Source organism: Burkholderiales bacterium (assembly GCA_035543335.1).
Classification (GTDB): domain Bacteria; phylum Pseudomonadota; class Gammaproteobacteria; order Burkholderiales; family JAHFRG01; genus JAHFRG01.
In genome coordinates this window covers 1-21,592 of the sequence record DASZZH010000001.1, presented here as the reverse complement: position 1 = coordinate 21,592, position 21,592 = coordinate 1, and the positions used below count along the sequence as shown (strand labels likewise).

Annotated in this window: 16 protein-coding genes, 1 tRNA gene, 1 rRNA gene and 2 pseudogenes; 19 read left to right on the top strand and 1 reads right to left on the bottom strand. The window is 57.8% G+C overall.

From position 1 onward, the window contains the following. Positions 1-217: 217 nt before the first annotated feature. From VHE58_00100 to VHE58_00050, 11 genes and pseudogenes are all read left to right on the top strand, one after another. Complete coding sequence (locus tag VHE58_00100) at positions 218-1,774, top strand: mechanosensitive ion channel family protein (GenBank protein ID HVS25712.1); 1,557 nt, start codon at positions 218-220, stop codon at positions 1,772-1,774. Continuing rightward, positions 1,758-3,467 carry a gamma-glutamyltransferase gene (ggt, locus tag VHE58_00095; GenBank protein HVS25711.1) on the top strand — a complete coding sequence of 570 codons (1,710 nt, stop codon included), beginning with the start codon at positions 1,758-1,760 and terminating at the stop codon, positions 3,465-3,467. Before VHE58_00100 ends, ggt begins: the two co-directional genes overlap by 17 nt. Before the next feature lie 60 nt (positions 3,468-3,527). Then, positions 3,528-4,496, top strand: coding sequence for an acetyl-CoA carboxylase carboxyltransferase subunit alpha (locus VHE58_00090; GenBank protein HVS25710.1), 969 nt, complete (start codon positions 3,528-3,530; stop codon positions 4,494-4,496). Further along, the gene (gene tilS / locus VHE58_00085; GenBank protein HVS25709.1) at positions 4,465-5,865 is read left to right on the top strand and encodes a tRNA lysidine(34) synthetase TilS; all 1,401 of its coding nucleotides are present in this window, start codon (positions 4,465-4,467) and stop codon (positions 5,863-5,865) included. Before VHE58_00090 ends, tilS begins: the two co-directional genes overlap by 32 nt. Before the next feature lie 145 nt (positions 5,866-6,010). Beyond that, positions 6,011-6,892, top strand: coding sequence for a tripartite tricarboxylate transporter substrate binding protein BugD (locus tag VHE58_00080; protein HVS25708.1), 882 nt, complete (start codon positions 6,011-6,013; stop codon positions 6,890-6,892). 107 nt (positions 6,893-6,999) lie between these two features. Next, positions 7,000-7,452 carry a tripartite tricarboxylate transporter TctB family protein gene (locus tag VHE58_00075; GenBank protein HVS25707.1) on the top strand — a complete coding sequence of 151 codons (453 nt, stop codon included), beginning with the start codon at positions 7,000-7,002 and terminating at the stop codon, positions 7,450-7,452. A gap of 12 nt (positions 7,453-7,464) precedes the next feature. After that, on the top strand, positions 7,465-8,970 hold the full coding sequence (locus tag VHE58_00070; protein ID HVS25706.1) for a tripartite tricarboxylate transporter permease: 1,506 nt from the start codon (positions 7,465-7,467) through the stop codon (positions 8,968-8,970). A 33-nt stretch (positions 8,971-9,003) separates the two neighbouring features. Then, positions 9,004-9,497: pseudogene (gene dctP, locus VHE58_00065) on the top strand (TRAP transporter substrate-binding protein DctP). A 100-nt stretch (positions 9,498-9,597) separates the two neighbouring features. Then, positions 9,598-10,158: a TRAP transporter small permease gene (locus tag VHE58_00060; protein HVS25705.1), complete on the top strand. Its 561-nt coding sequence runs from the start codon at positions 9,598-9,600 to the stop codon at positions 10,156-10,158. Further along, positions 10,155-11,435: pseudogene (locus VHE58_00055) on the top strand (TRAP transporter large permease subunit). The gene VHE58_00060 and the pseudogene VHE58_00055 overlap by 4 nt, the downstream one beginning before the upstream one ends. A 327-nt stretch (positions 11,436-11,762) precedes the next feature. Beyond that, positions 11,763-13,520 carry an EAL domain-containing protein gene (locus tag VHE58_00050; GenBank protein HVS25704.1) on the top strand — a complete coding sequence of 586 codons (1,758 nt, stop codon included), beginning with the start codon at positions 11,763-11,765 and terminating at the stop codon, positions 13,518-13,520. A gap of 10 nt (positions 13,521-13,530) precedes the next feature. Here the strand turns inward: VHE58_00050 and VHE58_00045 are convergent, their stop codons facing one another. After that, positions 13,531-14,334 carry a DUF1223 domain-containing protein gene (locus VHE58_00045; GenBank protein ID HVS25703.1) on the bottom strand — a complete coding sequence of 268 codons (804 nt, stop codon included), beginning with the start codon at positions 14,332-14,334 and terminating at the stop codon, positions 13,531-13,533. 692 nt (positions 14,335-15,026) lie between these two features. Between VHE58_00045 and VHE58_00040 the strand changes: the two genes are divergently transcribed. From VHE58_00040 to VHE58_00005, 8 genes are all read left to right on the top strand, one after another. After that, positions 15,027-15,896: a 3',5'-nucleoside bisphosphate phosphatase gene (locus VHE58_00040; protein HVS25702.1), complete on the top strand. Its 870-nt coding sequence runs from the start codon at positions 15,027-15,029 to the stop codon at positions 15,894-15,896. 11 nt (positions 15,897-15,907) lie between these two features. Beyond that, positions 15,908-16,534: an L-threonylcarbamoyladenylate synthase gene (locus tag VHE58_00035; protein HVS25701.1), complete on the top strand. Its 627-nt coding sequence runs from the start codon at positions 15,908-15,910 to the stop codon at positions 16,532-16,534. A 16-nt stretch (positions 16,535-16,550) separates the two neighbouring features. Beyond that, positions 16,551-17,210, top strand: coding sequence for a site-2 protease family protein (locus VHE58_00030; GenBank protein HVS25700.1), 660 nt, complete (start codon positions 16,551-16,553; stop codon positions 17,208-17,210). Between the two features lie 18 nt (positions 17,211-17,228). Next, positions 17,229-18,431: a tryptophan--tRNA ligase gene (locus tag VHE58_00025; protein HVS25699.1), complete on the top strand. Its 1,203-nt coding sequence runs from the start codon at positions 17,229-17,231 to the stop codon at positions 18,429-18,431. Positions 18,432-18,470: 39 nt separating this feature from the next. After that, on the top strand, positions 18,471-19,268 hold the full coding sequence (locus VHE58_00020) for a segregation/condensation protein A (protein HVS25698.1): 798 nt from the start codon (positions 18,471-18,473) through the stop codon (positions 19,266-19,268). Continuing rightward, positions 19,261-19,806, top strand: coding sequence for an SMC-Scp complex subunit ScpB (gene scpB, locus VHE58_00015; GenBank protein ID HVS25697.1), 546 nt, complete (start codon positions 19,261-19,263; stop codon positions 19,804-19,806). Before VHE58_00020 ends, scpB begins: the two co-directional genes overlap by 8 nt. Before the next feature lie 132 nt (positions 19,807-19,938). Continuing rightward, positions 19,939-20,015, top strand: a tRNA-Met gene (locus tag VHE58_00010). A 134-nt stretch (positions 20,016-20,149) separates the two neighbouring features. Next, positions 20,150-21,592: ribosomal RNA gene (locus VHE58_00005) — 16S ribosomal RNA — on the top strand; the annotation flags it as partial.

Genomic DNA, 21,592 nt, shown 5'->3' with positions numbered 1-21,592 from the left:
GGAGCGTGCCGGTGCTTCTGCTTGCCGCCTGTTCGCTGCAAAACAACCCGGATTATTAGGGTTACGCCGAGGGCGAATATGTGAAAGTCGCCGCGCTTTACGCCGCCTGGTTCAGGGTGAAAAATCCCGCCTGGGCTTTTTGGCAATCAGCACGCCATGCCCCCGCCGCTGCAATCATGGTAAATTAAGCACTGGCCTTGAATTCAGACGAGCTGCCGTGAATTTCGACTGGACCGCGATTACCGAAGAAGTGCGCTCCACGCTGTCGCATCAGGAAGCACCTTATCTGCTGGTGCTGATGGTGGTGATGACCGTTTTGCTGCTGCGCTTCCGTCCGGCGGAGCGGCGCAATGTGCTCAGCGCCCTGCGCTTTTTCCTGGTGAGCCTCTTGGGCATGCTGATCGCGGGCGTCCTGCAAGTCATTTTCTCCGGTATCATCACTTCGGTTTTACACGAAGCTTTTCTCATCGCCACCGGTGTCGCGGCGATTAAGCTGACGGCGCTGTTCGTGTTTCGCATCGTGCTGCCGCTGGTGCGGCTGCATACGGCGCGCATCATCGAGGACATCCTCACTATCATCGCCTACGCGGCATGGGGTCTGGTGCAACTGCGCTACGCGGGCCTGGATCTCGGCGGCATCATCGCCACTTCGGCGGTGATAACTGGCGTAGTTGCCTTTTCCATGCAGGACACGCTCGGCAATGTGCTGGGCGGACTGGCCTTGCAGCTCGACAATTCCATCCGGCCCGGCGACTGGATCAAGGTGGATGATCTGGTTGGAAGGGTCATGGAAATCCGCTGGCGCTCGACTACCATCGAGACACGCAACTGGGAAACGGTAGTCTTTCCCAACAGCCAGCTCATGAAAAACAAATTCACCGTGCTCGGGCGCAAGAGCGGCCAGCCGGAGCAATGGCGGCGCTGGATTTTGTTCAGCATCGACATCGGCGTCGCGCCTTCCCGCGTGATTAGTGTAGTGGAGCCGGCCATCAACCAGGCGGACATTGCGCACGTGGCGAAACAGCCGCCGGCGAGCTGCATTCTGATGGAATTTGAAAGCGGCTCGGGACGCTACGCGCTGCGTTATTGGCTTACCGATTTGCTCTATGACGACGTCACTGACTCGGCGGTGCGTGCGCATATTTACGCCGCCTTGCAGCGCGTCGGCTTGCGTTTTGCGCTTTCTGAGCAAAGTGTGCGTGTGATCAAACAGGACGAGCAGCGCGAGCAGATGGCGCGGTCGCGCGAACTCAATCGCCGCTTTGCTGCGTTGAAGAATGTCGACCTGTTTGAAGATTTTAGTGATGAAGAGCTGCGCACCCTGGCGCAGCGGCTGAAGTATGCGCCGTTCGCCCGGGGCGACGTGATGACCAGGCAGGGCGCGATTGCGCATTGGTTGTACATCATGACTTTGGGTGAAGCGGAAGTGGTGCTGGATACGCCGGAAGGCGAAAAGCTGGTTTTGGATACGCTGCCCGCCGGCAGTTTCTTCGGCGAGATGGGGTTGATGACCGGCGACCCGCGGCGCGCCAGCGTGATCGCGAAAACTGATGTCGAATGCTACCGCCTCGACAAGAGCGCGTTTGAAGACATCCTGCGCGCGCGTCCCGACATTGCCGGGGAAATTTCGCAAATCCTCGCTACGCGCCGCGTTGCCCTGGAACGCATGCGGCAAAACATGAGCGTAGAGAAAAGCGCCGCCGAAATCGCGCAGCAGCGCGGCGAGATCCTCGAAAAAATCAAACGGTTCTTCGGTATTGGCGCGGTTCATTGAAAGTCCGGGCTTGATGCGCCTGTGCCGGTTCATCGTTCTGTGGTCGGCGCTTTTGCCGCTTGCGGTTTTTCCGGCGGCGCCTCCCGAACATTTTCCCAACGCGGCGATAGCCTGCACTCATCCTCTCGCCACTCAAGCCGGTTACCAGATTCTCAAAAAAGGCGGCAATGCCTTTGACGCCGCGGTGGCGGTAGCAGCGTCGCTAGCGGTGGTTGAACCTTATTCTTCCGGACTGGGCGGAGGGGGGTTCTGGCTTTTGCATCGAGCAAACGATAGCAAAGAGGTGATGCTCGATGCGCGTGAAACCGCGCCGGGGAAAGCCGCCCCTTCGCTTTATCTGGATGAGCGGGGCGAGGTCATTTCCAAGGCCTCGCTGCGCGGGCCGATTGCGGCGGCCATTCCCGGCACGCCCGCCGCGCTGGACTATCTTGCCAGGCATTACGGCAGGCTGCCGCTGAAAGTGAGCCTCGCTGGCGCCATTCGCTACGCCCGTTCGGGTTTTGCGGTCGATGCGCGCTATGCGGCGCTAGCGCGGCGTTTTCAAAGCCAGCTTACCGGGGAAGGGCGGCGTTTGTTTCTGGATTACGGCACCGTGCCCCAGGCGGGTTTCGTGTTAAAGCAAAAAGAGCTGGCCGCAACCCTGCAAGCGATTGCAAGCAAAGGTGCCGACGGTTTTTACCAAGGCAGGATCGCGCAACAGATGGTTGCGGCGGTGCAAGCCGGTGACGGAATTTGGGAGCCGGATGATCTCAAGAATTACCGGGTGATAGAACGCCCGCCCGTTCAATTCACTTACCGTTCGCTGAAGATTACCACAGCATCTTTGCCTTCCGCGGGCGGGCTCACCCTGGCGCAGAGCCTGAATATCCTGAGCGTGCTTCCTTTCGAGACGGCGAACGCGGAAACCCAGGCCCACTTTGTGGCGGAAGCGCTGCGCCGCGCCTATCAGGATCGGGCGCGCTATCTGGGCGATGCGGATTTTGTGAGCGTCCCGGTCGAGCGGCTGCTGAGCAAGGATTATGCGGCTGCACGCGCTGTAACCATCGATCCTGAGCATGCCACGCCGAGCGTCAAGTTGGGCGAAATACCGGATGCAATCGGCGAAGGGGCCAATACCACGCACTTTTCCATCGTGGACCAGGAAGGCAACCGGGTGGCCGCGACCTTGAGCATCAATACGCCGTTCGGCAGCGGTTTCGTGGCGGGGAATACCGGCGTTTTGCTCAATAATGAAATGGACGATTTTTCGGTTGCTCCGGGCGTTCCCAATGCCTACCGCCTGCAGGGTTTTCACGGGAATGAGATCGCTCCAGGGAAACGACCGCTATCCAGCATGTCGCCGACTTTTGTCGAGGACGAGCGCGGCATTCTGATTTTGGGCACGCCGGGCGGCTCGCGCATCATCAGCATGCTGCTGCTGGCGCTGCTCGATTATGCGGGCGCACCACGGTTTGATCTGGACGCGATGCTGGGTCTGCCGCGCTATCATAATCAATTCCTGCCTGACCGGATTGAAATCGAACCGCGAGGGTTTTCCGAAGAGTGGATTCGAAAGCTGCAAGCCAAAGGCCATGTTATTTTCAAAAGCGGAAGGCGCTGGGGCAATATGCAGGCGGTTTATATCAACAAACTTACAGGGCGCGCCGAGGCCGGAAATGATCTGCGCGGGCAGGGCGGTGGGCTGGGCTGGTAGCCTGCTTCGGTCGCGGCTGAAATCCTGTATCATTAGCCCAACCAAAATCACCCGTTATTTATGAAAACGACGTTTCTGGATTTCGAGCAGCCGATCGCGGAACTCGAGGCGAAAATCGAAGAGCTGCGCTATGTTCAGGACGACTCGGCGCTGGATATTTCCGAAGAAATAAACCGCCTGCAGAAAAAAAGCCAGGCGCTCACCAAGGAAATTTATTCCAAGCTCACCGCCTGGCAGATTTCGCAGGTGGCGCGTCATCCGCAGCGCCCGTACACGCTGGATTACGTTCAGAACCTGTTCACCGACTTCGAGGAGCTGCACGGCGACCGCCGCTTCGCCGATGATGCGGCGATTGTCGGCGGGCTCGCGCGCTTCAACGGCCAGACAGTGATGGCGATCGGCCATCAGAAGGGCCGCGATACGAAGGAAAAAATCCGCCGCAATTTCGGCATGCCGCGTCCCGAAGGTTACCGCAAGGCGCTGCGGCTCATTAAGACCGCTGAAAAATACGGCGTTCCGGTGCTGACCTTTATCGATACACCCGGCGCTTACCCCGGCGTGGGCGCGGAAGAAAGAGGGCAGTCGGAAGCCATCGGCCGTAATCTTTACGTGATGTCGGAACTGCGGGTGCCGATTGTCTGCGCCGTGATTGGCGAAGGCGGTTCCGGCGGTGCGCTGGCGATTGCGGTGGGCGATACGATCCTGATGCTGCAATACGCGACGTATTCGGTGATTTCCCCCGAAGGCTGCGCCTCCATACTGTGGAAAAGCGCTGACAAGGCGCCGGACGCCGCGGAAACGCTGGGGATTACCGCGACGCGTCTGAAAACCCTGGGCCTCGTCGACAAAATCATTAACGAGCCGCTGGGCGGAGCGCACCGCAATCACGAGGAAATGATGCAGCTTATGAAAAAAGCGCTGCAGGACGCGCTCAAGCAATTGCAGGACAAATCCCTCGATGAATTGCTGCGCGCGCGCTTCGAGCGGTTGATGGGCTATGGCAAGTTCAAAGAAATCGCCCCGTTGTGACCTGCGCGCCCATGTTGCAGGGGTTCTCGCTAAAACCATAAAACCCGCGCACCATCTGGTCCTCGGTTTGAGCGGCGGCATCGATTCGATGGTGCTGCTGGATATTCTCAAGTCGCTCTCAAGGAAACTCCGTTTCAAACTGTCCGCCGTTCACGTCAATCACCAATTAAGCCCCAACGCTTCGAGCTGGGCGAGATTTTGCGAGCGCCAGTGCGGGGCTTGCGGTGTTACTCTGCGGGTGGCCAAAGTGAAAATTTCCGGCGCTCGTGAAATCGGTTTGGAAGCTGCGGCGCGTCAAGCGCGCTATCTAGTTTACCGCAAGCAGCCTGCGGATTATATCGTGCTCGCGCATCATCTGGATGACCAGGCGGAGACCTTGCTGCTGCAATTGCTGCGCGGCAGCGGCGTTAAGGGCTCAAGCGCGATGCGGGACATCAGGATTGTGGATTCGGGATTCGGGACTCGCAAAGCCGGGCTTTGCATCCTCCGACCTCTACTGGACGTGCCGCGCTCCGAAATCGAGCGCTATGCCAAATCGCGAAAACTGAAATGGATTGAAGACGAAAGCAACGACAATACCCGCCTTGACCGCAATTTCCTGCGGCACAAGGTGTTTTCCGTAGTTGAAAAACATTTTCCCGCTTATCGTGAAACGCTGGGAAGAGCCGGCCGGCATTTTGCCGAAGCCGCCGACTTGCTTGATGAATTGGCGGAACTGGATTCACGCGCTGCATTGCAAGGCGGCAAGTTGAAGGCGGCGGCGCTGCGCGAGCTGGCTCCGGCGCGGGCCAGGAACTTGCTGCGCTATTACTTTGCGCAAATCGGGCTGCTCATGCCCAGCGCAAAAAGACTGGACGAGATTTTGCGGCAAATTGCTCACGCGCGGGAGGATGCCAAAGTACGCGTTGCGTTAGGCGAACTGGAAGTGCGGCGCTTCAAAGGCAATGTTTATGTTTGCCGTGCCCACCCCGCCCTTGACCCAAAGTTTTGCCTGAGATGGCAAGGCGAGGAGAAATTGGAGATCAGCGAACTGGGTGGCGTGATGGCGTTGCACTGCACCCAAGGTAAAGGCATGGATTACGCCAAGCTCATGCAAGAGCCGGTCACTATCCGCGTGCGACGTGGTGGGGAAAAACTGCGCCCGGATTGCAAGCGGCCTAGACGCACCCTGAAAGACCTGCTGCAGGAGTCCAAAATTGCGCCTTGGGAAAGATCTCGGCTGCCGTTGCTTTTCAGCGGGGAGCACTTGGTGTGCGTCCCGGGAATCGGTATTGATTGTGACTACCAGGCAACGGCAGGGCAGAAGGGTTTGTCAGTTAATTGGCAGGTCAACTATACTGGTAGCTGTACAGCAACGCGTCATGCTTAGTCTGCCCCTATCAATAATTCATAACCCTTTTAGGAGAATAGCAATGAACAGACGATTGTTGCAGTTACTGATAGTAGGTCTGGTCACGGCATTTGGGTGGCCGGTTGCGCAGGCGGCGGACGAGTATCCGTCCAAGGTCATTACCATGGTCGTGCCGTTTTCGGCCGGCGGTCCCACCGACACGGTAGCCCGGCTCATCTCCCAGGTAATGAGCAAGGAACTGAAGCAACAGGTGATCGTGGAAAACGTGGGCGGCGCCGGTGGCACCATTGCCGCCGCTCGGGTCGCGCGCTCGGCGCCCGATGGGTATACGATCTTCATCCACCATATCGGTCACTCGACTGCACCGGCGCTGTACCGAAAGCTGCCATACAACGCCGTTGATGACTTCGAACCGATCGGCCTGGTGACCGACGTGGCGATGACACTCGTCGCCAGGAAAGATTTCCCGCCGAATAATCTCAAGGAGCTGATCGCGTACGTAAAGGCGAACAAGGACAAGGTGACCTACGCCAACGCCGGTCTGGGCGCCGCGTCGCACCTATGCGGCATGTTGTTCATGACCGCGATCCAGACCGACCTGACGACGGTGCCGTACAAGGGCACGGCCCCGGCGATGAACGATCTGCTCGGCGGTCAGGTGGACTTCATGTGCGACCAGACCACCAACACCACCGGCCAGATCAGGGGCGGCAAGATCAAGGTCTACGGCGTCACCACCAAGACTCGCGTTCCGTCGCTGCCGGACGTTCCGACCTTGCATGAAGCCGGGCTGCCCAACTTCGAAGTGGTGGTTTGGCATGGGCTGTATGCGCCAAAGGGCACACCCAAGCCGATCATCGAAAAGCTCAACAAGGCACTGAAGGCAGCGCTGAAGGACGCGACCGTGGCGCAGCGGTTTGCCGAACTCGGTACCGAGCCAGTCGCCGAAAACCGCGCAACGCCCGAAGCCCTGCGTGCCCAGCTCAAGGCCGAGATCGAGAAGTGGGGGCCGATCATCAAGCAGGCCGGTGTGTACGCGGACTAGTCGTTTCGCTACTGCTTGCCCGTCATGGCGGTGGTCATGTGTCACCGATCGCCGCCGTGTTCGAAAAAAACACGTTTCGTTCGGGATGAAATCCAGCCATAACACCCGTGATTCGCAATCCTAAAGATTTCTGGGCTGGCGTTATTTACACCGCCATCGGACTGGCGGCCGTCGTCATCGGCAAAGATTACGGCATGGGCAGCGCCACCAAAATGGGGCCGGCGTATTTCCCCACTTTGCTCGGGGCACTGCTCGCGCTGATCGGCCTGGCCGCGATCGTGCGTTCGTTTCTACGAGCGGGGGAATCGATCGGTGTCTTCGCCTATAAAGGGATCGCGCTGGTTACGGTGGCGACGGTGCTGTTCGGTCTTCTCGTGCGGGGAGCAGGCATCGTCATCGCCATCTTTGTGCTGGTGCTGATGAGCGCCTATGCCAGCGTCAAGTTTCGTTGGGGACACTCTATTGCGCTCGCCGTCGGACTCACGGTGTTCTGCGTGCTGGTGTTCATAAAAGGTCTGGGGATTCCGCTGCCGATGCTGGGTTCCTGGTTTGGCGGATAAGCGCGGGTTGTCATGGAACTAATCGACAATCTTGGACTGGGCTTTGCCACGGCCTTGACCCTGACCAATCTTCTTTATTGCTTCGTGGGCGTTTTCCTCGGCACCTTGATTGGCGTGCTGCCAGGACTCGGGCCGACCGCCACCATCGCGATACTGCTTCCGGTCACATATACGCTGCCACCGGTAACGGCGTTGATTATGTTGGCCGGCATCTACTATGGATCCCAGTACGGCGGCTCGACCACGTCCATTCTTATCAATGTACCGGGAGAAGCGGCGTCGGTGGTCACGACGCTGGACGGATACCAGATGGCGCGCCAGGGCCGCGCTGGCGTGGCCCTGGCGACCGCGGCCATCGGTTCGTTTTTCGCCGGTACGGTGGCGACCTTCCTGCTCGCATTGTTTGCACCGCCGCTGGCGGAAGTCGCGCTCAAGTTCGGTCCGGCCGATTACTTCTCGCTCATGGTGCTGGGGTTGGTCGCGTCAGTGATCCTGGCCCGCGGCTCGCTGCTGCACGCCGTCGGCATGGTCGTACTCGGACTGCTGCTCGGTCTGGTCGGCACCGACGTGAACTCGGGCATGCCGCGTTACACCTTCGACGTGCCGGATCTTTTCGACGGCATCGGCTTTGTGGTCGTCGCCATGGGCATGTTCGGTCTCGGAGAAATCGTGCGTAACCTGGAGAACGAGAATACCCCGTCGCTAATGGTGAAAAATATTTCCAGCTTGATGCCAACCAAGGAGGATTGGAAGCGCATGATCGCACCGATTCTGCGCGGCACCGCACTCGGCTCGGCTGTCGGAATTTTGCCCGGCAGCGGCTCCATCATGGGTTCGTTCGCCGCCTACGCGCTGGAGAAGAAAGTCTCAAAGCACTCGGCGGAGTTCGGCAAGGGCGCCATCGAAGGTGTCGCCGCGCCCGAGTCGGCCAACAATGCCGGCGCCCAGACCTCCTTCATCCCGATGCTGACCCTGGGCATTCCATCCAATCCGGTCATGGCGCTAATGATCGGCGCCATGATCATCCACGGCATTCAACCCGGGCCGTTGGTGATGACCGAACAACCGGCGCTGTTCTGGGGCGTGATCGTATCCATGTGGATCGGCAACCTGTTCCTGATCGTGTTGAATCTGCCGTTGATTGGAATTTGGGTGCGGATAATCATGGTGCCGTACCACTTCCTGTTTCCGGCGATCCTGGTGTTCTGCGCCATCGGCGTGTTCAGCCTGAACAACACCGTGTTCGACGTCTACCTCATGGCGCTGTTCGGACTCCTCGGCTACATCTTCACCAAACTGGATTGCGAGCCGGCGCCATTGCTGCTCGGTTTCATCCTCGGTCCGATGATGGAAGAATACCTCCGCCGCGCGTTGCTCATCTCCCACGGCAATCCGGTGGTCTTCGTGGCGCGCCCCATCAGCGCGACAATGCTGGCGATCGCGGCCGTCGCCATGGTGCTGGTGTTGGCCCCGACCATCAGCAAGAAGCGCGCGGAAGTATTCCAGGAGGAATCCTAAAAGTTGGCCGCGTAAAAGGCTGTTGTAAAGCAGAAAGTACTGGAAGCGCAAATGCGCGCTTTGGGCGCGAATCCGCAGGTGGTGGCCTTCAGCGAAGTCTACACTGCGCTGCAGCAAGGCGTGGTGGATGGTACCGAGAACCCGATGTCCAACCTTTACACACAGAAAATGCACGAGGTGCAGAAACATCTGACGATTTCCGACCACGGCTACCTCGGCTACGCCGTCATCACCAACAAGAAATTCTGGGAAGGCTTGCCCGCCGACCTTCGCGCCATACTTGAGCAGGCGATGCAGGAGGTCACCAAATACGAGCGTGAAATCGCGCAAAAGGAAAAGATGACGCGCTGGCCGCGGTGCGTGCGGAGAAAACCACCGAAGTTTACATCCTGCCGGATAAAGACCGGCTGGCCTGGCAAAAAGCGTTGCTTCCGGTGCATACCCAGTTTGAAAGCGTGGTCGGCAAAGACCTGATTTACGCCATTTACAATATCGCCGCCCAAGTCGAAAAAGAACGCAAAAAATAAAAAGCAGGATTCAGGAGCCGGGATTCGGGAGTGGGGAACCGGCTGCCGGGCGTCCCGCCAAGGAATCTCTTGAATCCTGAACCCTGAATCCCGAATCCTGATGTTCAACCGCGTCCTCGATCACCTTGAAGAGTGGCTGATTGCCGTCTTAATGGCGTTGGCGACGCTCGTCATTTTTGTTGCCATTGTTCATCGCTACATTTCCGGCATCCCTTGGGTTTGGGATTACACTCGGCACATTAATCTAAGCTGGGCGCAGGAGCTTTGCATTTATCTTTTTATCTGGATGGCGAAGTTCGGCGCCGCCTATGGCGTGCGCACCGGCATCCACGTCGGCGTAGATGTCGTGATCAACCATGTTTCGGAGAAGAAGCGGCGATTCTTTGTTGTGTTCGGGTTGCTGGCGGGCGCATTTTTCACGGCGACGGTCGCATTGCTCGGCGGCAAGTTCGTCTATGAGATCTATCTCACCGGGCAGGTTTCTCCGGACCTTGAGATGCCGATGTGGATTATTTATCTCGCCGTCCCTCTCGGCTCTTCGCTGATGTGCTACCGCTTTCTGCAGGTTGCGTGGAAATTTCACTGCACGGGCGAGCTGCCAAAGCACGAGGTGGCGCATGTCGAAGGTATCGGACCGCTTGAGCAGAAAGGAGCAGCGTGAACGGTTGGATTATCTTCTTCTTGCTCTTGGCGCTCATGCTTACCGGCATGCCAATCTCGATCGCGCTCGGTCTGACCGTGCTTACGTTTCTGTTCACCATGACCAAGATACCGATCGAAATCGTGTCGCAGCGGCTTTTTCAGGGCTCGATTCGTTTGCCATCATGGTCATACCTTTTTCATCCTTGCCGGCAACTTTCTGATAACCGGCGGGGTGGCGCGGCGCATGATCCGTTTCGCCATGGCGCTCGTAGGCCACCTGCACGGCGGGCTTGCCATGGCGGGCGTGTTCGCCGGCGCGCTGTTCGCCGCGGTGTCCGGCTCCAGCCCGGCGACCGTCGTCGCGATTGGCTCAATTCTGATTCCCGCGGCCGTGCGGGCCGGCTATCCGAAGCGCTTCGGCGTCGGTGCCATCGGTACCGCGGGGCGCTCGGGATTCTGATTCCGCCTTCAATCGTAATGGTGATCTATTCAGTAAGCACTAATACGAGCGTCGGCAAACTTTTCATTGCGGGCATCATTCCGGGCATTCTCCTCGCCGCGTTGTTGATGGGCATCACCTGGATCATCGCCAAGCGCAATAACTACCCGCGCATGCAACGCGCGGGCTTCAAGGAGATTTTAGTTTCTTTCCGGGAAGCCATCTGGGGTTTGCTGTTGATTTTCATCGTCATCGGCGGGATCTACGGTGGTCTGTTCACGCCGACCGAAGCCGTCGCGATGAGCGCCGTCTACGCCTTCATCGTTGCCGTATTCGTCTACAAAGACCTGAAGCTCAGAGATGTGGGCCGAGTGCTGCTCGAATCGGCGAACATGAGCGCCATGCTGCTTTACATCATCACCAACGCGATCTTGTTCTCATTCTTGCTGACCAGCGAGAACATTCCTCAGGCGATGGCGCAATGGATCATTGATCAACACCTTGCTACGTGGACGTTTCTCCTAGCCTGCAACCTCATCCTGCTGATCGCCGGCAACTTCATGGAGCCGTCCTCCATCGTGTTACTGCTCGCGCCCACCCTCTTTCCGGTGGCGACGAGGCTCGGCATCGACCCGATCCACTTCGGTATCGTCATGACCATCAACATGGAAGTCGGGTTGCTGCACCCTCTTGTCGGGCTCAACCTGTACGTGGCGAGCAGCATCGCCAAAATGGGACTCACAGAGACTACCATGGCGTTCGCGCCGTGGTTAATCGTAATGGTGGCCTATCTGTTGCTCATTACTTATGTGCCCTCTATTGCCATGTGGCTGCCGAATTTGCTTTACGCGAGATAGCCAGAAAAAGTTGTTTCCTGCCGGTTACCCTCTCCGTTGAGGCTGTGCAAAAAAACTCTTTGAATTTACCTTTAGGGTTTGAATGACAAGTCGACCTCGTAGAACGGCCTACAAGCATCGATCGGACACCAGGGAATGGCAGAGACTATCGATTTTTGATATGTGCGACCCCACAGTGGGTTTTTGCACAGCCTCGTTAGTTCTCGTACAGTTGCGAATCTTGAGCAAAAGTCATAAAATGGCTTACCAATCAGATAATCACCCCGTAAACTTTAAGAAGAACTCTAAATTTATAAGGTTGACGCTTTATTTTAAGGTCCCTTGTCCATGGCGAGTGGAATCATTCGACATAAGCGACGTCATCTCCTGCATGGGAGCGAGGAGCTATTTCGCGCGCTGATTCAGAATTCCACCGACATCATTACCATCCACGATGCCGAGGGCATCACTATTTACGAAACGCCATCGGCTTCGCGCATTCTGGGTTATCTGCCGGGAGCGTTGATCGGCAAATCGCCGTTTGATGCCATTCATCCCAAGGATGTGGAGGGAACGCGCGTGGCGTTTCACTCGGTATTGGAAGGTTCCCGTGAGGTGTTGCCGGTCGAGTTCCGCTTCCACCACGCCGACGGCTCGTGGATCTGGCTGGAGGGGGTGGGCGCCAATCTCATGCATCATTACGGCATCGAAGGCATCGTGCTGACCTCGCGCGATATCACCCCGCGCAAAAATGCCGAAAAACAACTCAACTATCTGGCCAATCACGATGCATTAACCGGTCTGCCCAACCGCCTGCTGATGGAAGACCGTTTGCGCCAGGCGATCGCGCAAGCGCACCGCAACGGTTATCTCGCGGCAGTGATGCTAATTGATCTGGACCAGTTCAAAATGGTCAATGAATCGCTCGGCCACCATGCGGGCGACCTGCTGCTAATGGAGGTGGCGAGGCGCATCAAGCAGTGCGCGCGCGAAGGGGACACCATCGCGCGGCTGGGCGGCGACGAATTCACCGTGATTCTCCACAATGCCGGAACCGTCGAGCACGTAAGCAGTATCGCGCAGATGATTCTCGAGGAGTTTTCCCGTCCGCTGACCATCGACAGGCAAGAGTTGTTTACTTCCGCCAGCATCGGCATCAGCATTTATCCGGCGGATGGCGACGAGCCGGATGCGTTAATCAAACACGCCGACACGGCGATGTACAGCGCCAAAAAGCTTGGCCGCAGCAACCATCGTTTTTTCACCGACGATCTCAACGCCAAGGTGCGCGAGCGCATCGTGCTTGAAAATGGTTTGCGCACGGCAGTTCAGCGCAATGAGCTCAGGCTTTATTACCAGCCGAAAGTCAATGTCGCCAGCGGGCGCATCATCGGCGCCGAAGCGCTGTTGCGCTGGCAGCATCCGCAACTGGGCCTGGTTTCGCCGGAAATCTTCATTCCTATCGCCGAGGAAACGGGACTGATCGTGCCCATTGGGGAATGGGTGTTGCGTACGGCTTGCAATCAAATCTGTGTCTGGCACAACGCGGGGCACGAGCTGCATGTGGCGGTGAACTTGTCGCCTTACCAGTTGCGCGAGCAGGATCTTTGCGACAGGATAACCGAAATCATGCTGCAAACGGGTGTTCCGGCAAACCAGCTGGAAGTGGAAATCACCGAAAGCGTTTTGGTTGAAAACGCGGAAAATGCGATCGCCGTCCTGAACACACTCAAATCGCAAGGCATCGCCATTGCCATAGACGATTTCGGCACCGGCTATTCAAGCTTAAGTTACCTGGGGCGCTTTCCTCTTGACATTCTGAAAATCGATCAGTCGTTTGTGCGCAACATCACGACCGACGAAGGCAATACCGCGATCGTCCGCGCCATTCTGGCGCTGGCGAAGAGCCTCGGGATGAAAGTCGTAGCGGAAGGCGTGGAAAGCAACACCCAGCTCAGTTTCCTGAGCGCGCATGGCTGCGATTTTGCCCAAGGGTATTTCTTCAGTCCGCCGGTGGAAGCCGAGAGGTTCGTTCAGTTGGTGAAAGCGGGCGCCATGGCAAAAACAGCACCCGAATCAATCAGGCTTTTCAAAAGAAATACGTGAAATAACCGCGCTATTTGCACCCGACGAGCGCTAATGCCTGCAGTACCTCGCCGCTGCGGCCGTTCTGCACGAAGGCCACCACGCCCGCATCCTGCCATTTCCAGCCACGCTGCAAATTGAAGACCTGCTGAAGCTGCGCATGGCCCTCGGAGTCGAGCGGAATCGGGCCCACCAGTTCGCGCACCACGAAATCATGATGCAGCGTGCGCCCGCTGTTTTCCCCGGCTTTGATGGCATTGCTCAAATTGTTTTCGTAAAGCGCGAGGTATGCCTGTGCATTTTGGCGCTCGAAGGTCCCGGGCACGCTAATTTTTCCGGAAACATGCAGCCGCCCCGTGTCGGGCATGTCGATGGTGAGGCTGATGTCGGCGAGCGGCTTTTGATTATTGATTTCCTTGACTTTCTCGCTTGTATCGTCCCACACGAATCCGCGGTGGTAATCTCTCCCGTTCAACACCAGTTGCGGGGTGTAGACGAAGCTCGTGCGGTTGATTTGCGCCATCTGGCGCTGGCGCTCGGCGAATTTCGCCTGTGAAAACACATCGCGCCATCCCAGGTAATTCCAGTAATCCACGTGGAAGGCCAGGGGAATCAGCCGGTCGCTGGCGAGTCCCTTGGCGGGCAGCTTGCTCACCCATTCCTCGGTGGGAGGGCAACTGTTGCAGCCCTCGGACGTGTAGAGCTCGAGCAGCGTAACCCGGCGCTCGCCGCTCTTGGCTGAGCAGGTGTTTGCGAGTGCGGGGGTCACAGTGCTCATGTAAGCCAAACCCAATAAAAGAGCGGGAACAATGCTGCTGCGGGAAAACTGCGCCATGGTGTTGTTCCTCCGTCAATTAGGTCTGCGAAAATGACCATAAAGCACGCGTGAAGTTCATGGGAGTATTTTTCATTAGTCGGGCATTTTGTTATTATCTGACATTGGGAACCTCTGATTAAGCCCTACACGTGCGCGACGGTGTGTTTTCCGGTTGTCGGGCGCGAAGCGAGGTGCGCCGTTGGGTGGTTGCCCAATAAGCGACGAGCGACAAAGCCTGGCGGCCGGGCGCCCCGGACTCGGATTCGCGCAGGGCGCGCGGACACGTTACTGGCAAAGCTAGCTGTTTGCGGGAAGCGCGCCATTGGCCCGCCTTCCGCTCCGGATGGCTCCGCCAACGCCGTGTCGGCGGGCCTGGAGCGGGAAGGGGCGCGAGCTGCCGCAAAAGACAGCGTTAAACGGGGCGCTCATGCTGCCGCTCCCGCACCCAAGCTTCGCTCACCGTATCGCGGCAGCCCCGTCCCATTCAGGTTGCGGCGAATGAACGGCCGCCTGCGGCGAACCCTCACCCCATCCCTCTCCCGCAAGCGGGAGAGGGGGCGTTCGTTCCTTCTCCCTTGGGGAGAAGGTTAGGATGAGGGCGGCTCGGGCTTGCGTTACTACTCAGTAGCGCTTCGCCCTCGCGCCTTGCATCCAGCCGTTCCTCGTCCGCAACGCGTCACGCGCAGGACTTAATCAGAGGTTCCTTAATCATGCTCAACATCGACCTTCACAGCCACTCCACCGTTTCCGACGGGTTGTTAACCCCAGAAGATCTGGTAAAACGGGCGGCCATGCGGGACGTCAAGGTCCTGGCGCTCACCGACCACGATGATATCGGCGGACTTGCGGCGGCGCGCGAGGCCGCTCTGCGCTTTGGCGTGCATCTGATTAACGGAGTGGAAATTTCAGCCACCTGGAACGGCCAGACTTTGCATGTGGTGGGCCTGGATGTTGATCCTCGGCATCCTCTTTTATTGCAGGGGCTGCAGACTGTGCGTTCGAGCCGCGCCCTGCGCGCGGAAAAAATTGCGGCAGAGCTGGAAAAAACTGGAATTCACGGCGCACTCGAAGGCGCCTACGCCCATGCGGAAAATCCCCATTTAATTGGCCGCACCCATTTTGCGCGTTATCTGGTGAAGCAGGGACACGCCGCCGATGTGAAGAGCGTGTTCAAGAAGTTTCTGGCGCAGGGCAGGCCGGGTTATGTCGAACACCGCTGGGCGGCGCTGGCCGACGCCGTAACCTGGATAAAACAAAGCGGTGGTTTGGCGGTCATGGCGCACCCGGGGCGCTATCCATTAAACAGCAAACAAATGCGGCAGCTCCTCGCCGAGTTCAAGCAACTGGGCGGCATGGCGGTGGAAGTGGTGACCGGCAGTCATACGCCCGAGCAATACGCGGTATTTGCCCGCTACTCGAAAGAGTTTGAACTGTATGCCTCAGCCGGCTCGGATTACCACGGGCCGGGCGAGAGCCGTCGCGACATTGGTCAATTGCCCGAATTGCCGCTGGATTGCTTGCCGGTGTGGCGGCGGCTCGCCGGGTTAAAGTCCGTCGCCGGCGTCGGCGCCTTTCCGTAAAGGGTTTCTGCGTGGCGCAATTTTTTTCGGTTCACGTCAATAACCCGCAGCCGCGGCTGATTCGTCAGGCGGCGGCGATAGTGCGGAACGGCGGCGTGATTGTATATCCGACCGATTCCTGTTATGCGCTCGGCTGCCATCTGGGCGACAAGGCTGCGCTGGAGCGAATATGCTCAATCCGCGGCGTGGATGAGAAACACCATTTCACGCTGGTGTGCCGCGATTTATCGGAAATCTCTCACTATGCGGCAGTGGACAACCGTCAGTATCGTTTGCTGAAAGCCTGCACGCCGGGCAGCTATACCTTTATACTGCGCGCAAGCCGCGAAGTGCCCAAGCGCTTGCAGCACCCTAAACGCAAAACCATAGGCCTGCGCGTGCCGCAGCATCCCGTGGTGCTGGATTTGCTCACTGAGATGAACGAGCCGCTGTTAAGCTGCACCTTGATTTTGCCTAACGATGAGCTACCGCTTAATGACCCGCACGAAATTCGCACTCGCCTGGAGCATCAGGTTGATCTGGTGCTCGATGGCGGCTCATGCGGGGTGGAGATGACCACGGTGGTGGATCTCATTAAAGATGTTCCCGTACTGCTGCGCTCGGGTAAGGGTGATCCGGCGGTGTTCGGCTGGCATTGAACGATAATAAAAATCCATGAGCGATTTAATCCAGACGATTGCGATTTGGGCGCTGCCGGTGATTTTCGCCATCACCATGCATGAGGCGGCGCATGGGTATGTCGCAAGGTATTTCGGTGATTTCACTGCCCATGCGCAGGGACGCATCAGCCTGAATCCGTTGCGCCATATCGACATGACCGGCACCATCATCGTGCCGTTAGTGTTGCTGCTGTTGAGTAAAATTTTTGGTGGTAGCGGCATTTTGTTTGGCTGGGCGAAGCCGGTGCCGGTGAATTTTTCCGCACTCAGACATCCCAAAAAGGATATGCTGTGGGTCGCTGCGGCGGGGCCGGGGGCGAACTTTATCATGGCGTTGTTTTGGGCGCTGGTGCTGAAACTCGCATTGATTCTGCCAGAGAGCAGCTACACGCAGCCAATGGGACTGATGGGCAAGGCCGGAATTCAAATCAACGTCGTGCTCATGGTGTTGAACCTGTTGCCGCTGCCGCCCTTGGATGGCGGGAGAATCGCAGTAAGCCTGCTGCCGCATCGCCTGTCCTACAGCTACGCACGCATCGAACCCTACGGCATGTTAATTCTGCTGCTGCTTTTGTTCAGCGGCATTCTCGGCCTGATTCTTTGGCCTCCAGTGAGCGGGCTCATGCGGCTCATCGGTTCAGTTTTTAACTTATAAAAGGTAACCTGGCGGATTATGTTTGCTGAGAGGGTTTTGTCGGGCATGCGGCCGACCGGGAGTCTTCACCTCGGGCACTATCACGGCGTGCTGAAAAACTGGATCAGGCTGCAAAACGAATATCCCTGTCTGTTTTTTATCGCCGACTGGCATGCGCTGACCACTCATTACGACACGCCCGAAATCATCGAGCAAAACGTGTGGGACATGCTGGTGGACTGGCTTGCCGCCGGCGTGGACCCGGCGCAGGCGACCTTGTTCATTCAATCGCGCGTGCCCGAACATGCCGAACTGCATTTGCTGCTTTCCATGATCACCCCCTTGGGCTGGCTGGAGCGCGTGCCCAGTTACAAGGAGCAGCAGGAAAAACTGGCTGACCGCGATTTGAGCACCTACGGCTTTCTCGGTTACCCATTGCTGCAAAGCGCGGACATTTTGATATACCGCGCCAGCCGCGTGCCGGTGGGCGAGGACCAGGTGCCGCATGTCGAATTCACACGCGAGTTGGCGCGGCGCTTCAATCACGTTTACGGCCGCGAGAAGGATTTCGAAGCCAAAGCCAAAAGCGCGATTAGAAAACTGGGGGTGAAAAAAGGCAGGCTCTACCAGGAACTGCGCGCGCGCTATCAGGAGCAGGGCGATGATGAAGCGCTGGCCGCCGCGCACGCGTTACTGAACGGGCAGCAGAATCTCACCTTGGGTGATCGCGAGCGGCTGTTTGGCTTCCTCGAGGGCGGGGGCCGGATGATTCTGATCGAGCCGCAGGCGATGCTCACCGAAGCATCGAAAATGCCCGGCCTCGACGGGCAGAAAATGTCGAAGTCGTACAACAACACGATTACTTTGCGCGAAGAGGCGGCCAGCGTCACCAAGAAAATCCGCACCATGCCGACCGACCCGGCGCGCATCAAGCGCAGCGACCCCGGCACTCCGGAAAAATGCCCGGTATGGCAGTTCCACTTGGTTTATTCGGACCCACAGCGGCAGGAGTGGGTGCAAAAGGGCTGCCGCAGCGCCGGCATCGGCTGCCTTGAATGCAAGCAGCCGGTGATTGATGCGGTGCTGGCCGAGCAGAAGCCGATCCGCGAGCGCGCGCAAGTTTATCTCGACGATCCCACGCTGGTGCGCAACATCATCGCCGACGGCTGCGAGAAAGCGCAGAAGCTCGCGCAGGAGACACTGCGAGACGTGAAGCAGGCGATGGGGCTCAATTATGCTTGAGCGACCGAGGCGGAATGTTTACCTCAGAAGGGGTATCAAATGAGCGAGACCGAAGCGGTGGTGGCAAAGCTGCACGGCGAACCGGTGCTGGAATTGCCGCAGGATTTATATATCCCGCCAGATGCGCTCGAGGTGTTTCTCGACACCTTCGAGGGGCCGCTTGACCTTTTGCTTTATCTCATCCGCAAGAATAATCTCAATGTGCTCGATATTCCGATGGCGGAGCTTACGCGCCAGTACATGGAATACGTGGACATGATGCGGTCGCACCAGCTGGAGCTCGTAGCGGAATACCTGCTGATGGCGGCGGTGCTGATTGAAATCAAGTCGCGCATGCTGCTGCCGCGGCCAGCGCAAGCGGAGGCAGAGGAAGTCGATCCGCGCGCCGAACTGGTGCGGCATCTGCTCGAATACGAGCAAATCAAGCTCTCAGCGCTGCGCCTCGATCAGTTGCCGCAAGCTGTGCGTGATTTTGCGTTGATCGAAGTCTGGATCGAGCAGGCGATGGTGAAGCGCCTGCCGGAGGTCGCTGCCGAGGATTTGCGCAACGCCTGGCAGGAACTCTTAAACCGGGTGGAGTTAAACCGCCATCACCGTGTGACTCGCGAGCAGCTCTCGGTGCGCGAGCACATGACACGCATTTTGCGCTGCTTGCAGGACCGGAAATTTGTCGAGTTTGGCGAGCTTTTCGATGTGGCGGGCGGCGTGCCCGAACTGGTCGTTACTTTCCTTGCGCTCCTGGAATTGGCGCGCGAAAACCTGTTGAGCGTTACCCAGCAGGAAGCCTATGGCCCGATTTACGTGAAACAGTCCGAGACCGCCGCGCCCTATGTATGAGCTGAAGGAGATCAAGCTGATCCTGGAAACGGCGTTGCTTTCCAGCAGGGAGCCGCTTTCGCTCAATGAGCTTAAAAAACTGTTCGAAGACGAGCTGGATACCGAAACGCTGCGCAAGCTGCTCGAGGAATTGCGTCAGGAGTGGATTGGGCGCGGCGTGGAACTCGTCACTGTGGCAAGCGGCTGGCGTTTCCGCGTCAAACCCGAGTATCAGAAGTACCTGGACCGCCTGAGCCCGGAAAAACCGCCCCGCTACTCGCGCGCGGCAATGGAAACGCTCGCCATCATCGCCTACCGCCAGCCGGTCACCCGCGGCGACATCGAGCAGATTCGCGGCGTATCTGTTTCCACTCATATCATGCAGGCGCTCGAAGAGCGCGGCTGGATTGATATCGTCGGGCATCGCGAATCGCCCGGGCACCCCGCGCTTTACGGCACGACCAAAACCTTTCTCGATGATCTCAATCTGCGCTCGCTCGAGGAATTGCCCCCGCTGGAAGATATCGGCAACCTCGAACAGGAGCTGAATCCGCTCTGACTGCGCTTTCCCGGCGTCGGTCTTGACACGCCGGAAATTTATGGCGTGAAAGACGCCACCTGTTGCTTCAAAAAGCCGAATTTGCCTTGACGGGTTTCTCGCTGGTCTGTTATAGTTTCAAGGTTAAACGGACGCGGGGTGGAGCAGTCTGGCAGCTCGTCGGGCTCATAACCCGAAGGTCGTAGGTTCAAATCCTGCCCCCGCAACCACGCTCTTTAACAAATTACAGCCGATAAGTGTGGGCGCTTGGTTTTGAGTGCCATGCTTTCAAGCATGGAAACTTTAAAGTTAAGTGCTCGCACGATGTCATAACGTCAAGACGTCAAGCGAGAGTTTTAAGATCAAATTGAAGAGTTTGATCCTGGCTCAGATTGAACGCTGGCGGCATGCCTTACACATGCAAGTCGAACGTGAAAGCGGGGCAACCCGCAAGTAGAGTGGCGAACGGGTGAGTAATACATCGGAACGTGCCCTGGAGTGGGGGATAACCCAGCGAAAGTTGGGCTAATACCGCATACGATCTTCGGATGAAAGTGGGGGACCGCAAGGCCTCGCGCTCAAGGAGCGGCCGATGTCGGATTAGCTAGTTGGTGAGGTAAAGGCTTACCAAGGCGACGATCCGTAGCTGGTTTGAGAGAACGACCAGCCACACTGGAACTGAGACACGGTCCAGACTCCTACGGGAGGCAGCAGTGGGGAATCTTGCACAATGGGCGAAAGCCTGATGCAGCGACGCCGCGTGGGGGATGAAGCATTTCGGTGTGTAAACCCCTTTCGACTGGGACGAATGCCTCGCAAGAGGAGTGACGGTACCAGTAGAAGAAGCCCCGGCTAACTACGTGCCAGCAGCCGCGGTAAGACGTGGGGGGCCAGCGTTGTTCGGAATTACTGGGTGTAAAGGGTTCGTAGGCGGTGTGGCAAGTTGGGAGTGAAATCTCTGGGCTCAACCCAGAGGCTGCTTCCAAAACTGCTGTGCTGGAGTGTGGGAGAGGCGCGTGGAATTGCAGGTGTAGCGGTGAAATGCGTAGATATCTGGAGGAACACCGGTGGCGAAGGCGACATCCTGGACCGACACTGACGCTGAGGAGCGAAAGCCAGGGGAGCAAACGGGATTAGATACCCCGGTAGTCCTGGCCCTAAACGATGAATGCTTGGTGTGGCGGGTATCGATCCCTGCCGTGCCGAAGCTAACGCATTAAGCATTCCGCCTGGGGAGTACGGTCGCAAGGCTGAAACTCAAAGGAATTGACGGGGGCCCGCACAAGCGGTGGAGCATGTGGTTCAATTCGACGCAACGCGAAGAACCTTACCCAGGCTTGAACAGCGAGTGACAAACTACGAAAGTGGTCTTCCGCAAGGACACTCGTAGAGGTGCTGCATGGCTGTCGTCAGCTCGTGTCGTGAGATGTTGGGTTAAGTCCCGCAACGAGCGCAACCCTTGTTTGCTGTTGCCATCAGGTTATGCTGGGCACTCTGCAAAGACTGCCGGTGATAAACCGGAGGAAGGTGGGGATGACGTCAAGTCAGCATGGCCTTTATGTCTGGGGCTACACACGTGCTACAATGGCCGGTACAAACCGTCGCGAGCCCGCGAGGGGGAGCTAATCGGAGAAAGCCGGTCTCAGTTCGGATCGTAGGCTGCAACTCGCCTGCGTGAAGTTGGAATCGCTAGTAATCGCGGATCAGCACGCCGCGGTGAATACGTTCCCGGGCCTTGTACACACCGCCCGTCACATCACGAAAGCTGGCTGTACTAGAAGTCGCCGCGCTAACCCGCAAGGGAGGT

Excerpts from the sequence above, each read along its gene's own strand:
- VHE58_00090 (HVS25710.1), top strand. The coding sequence starts at position 3,528 with ATGAAAACGACGTTTCTGGATTTCGAGCAGCCGATCGCGGAACTCGAG.
- tilS (HVS25709.1), top strand. The coding sequence starts at position 4,465 with ATGGCAAGTTCAAAGAAATCGCCCCGTTGTGACCTGCGCGCCCATGTT.
- VHE58_00080 (HVS25708.1), top strand. The coding sequence starts at position 6,011 with ATGGTCGTGCCGTTTTCGGCCGGCGGTCCCACCGACACGGTAGCCCGG.
- VHE58_00070 (HVS25706.1), top strand. The coding sequence starts at position 7,465 with ATGGAACTAATCGACAATCTTGGACTGGGCTTTGCCACGGCCTTGACC.
- VHE58_00060 (HVS25705.1), top strand. The coding sequence starts at position 9,598 with ATGTTCAACCGCGTCCTCGATCACCTTGAAGAGTGGCTGATTGCCGTC.
- VHE58_00050 (HVS25704.1), top strand. The coding sequence starts at position 11,763 with ATGGCGAGTGGAATCATTCGACATAAGCGACGTCATCTCCTGCATGGG.
- VHE58_00045 (HVS25703.1), bottom strand. The coding sequence starts at position 14,334 with ATGGCGCAGTTTTCCCGCAGCAGCATTGTTCCCGCTCTTTTATTGGGT.
- VHE58_00040 (HVS25702.1), top strand. The coding sequence starts at position 15,027 with ATGCTCAACATCGACCTTCACAGCCACTCCACCGTTTCCGACGGGTTG.
- VHE58_00030 (HVS25700.1), top strand. The coding sequence starts at position 16,551 with ATGAGCGATTTAATCCAGACGATTGCGATTTGGGCGCTGCCGGTGATT.
- VHE58_00025 (HVS25699.1), top strand. The coding sequence starts at position 17,229 with ATGTTTGCTGAGAGGGTTTTGTCGGGCATGCGGCCGACCGGGAGTCTT.
- VHE58_00020 (HVS25698.1), top strand. The coding sequence starts at position 18,471 with ATGAGCGAGACCGAAGCGGTGGTGGCAAAGCTGCACGGCGAACCGGTG.
- scpB (HVS25697.1), top strand. The coding sequence starts at position 19,261 with ATGTATGAGCTGAAGGAGATCAAGCTGATCCTGGAAACGGCGTTGCTT.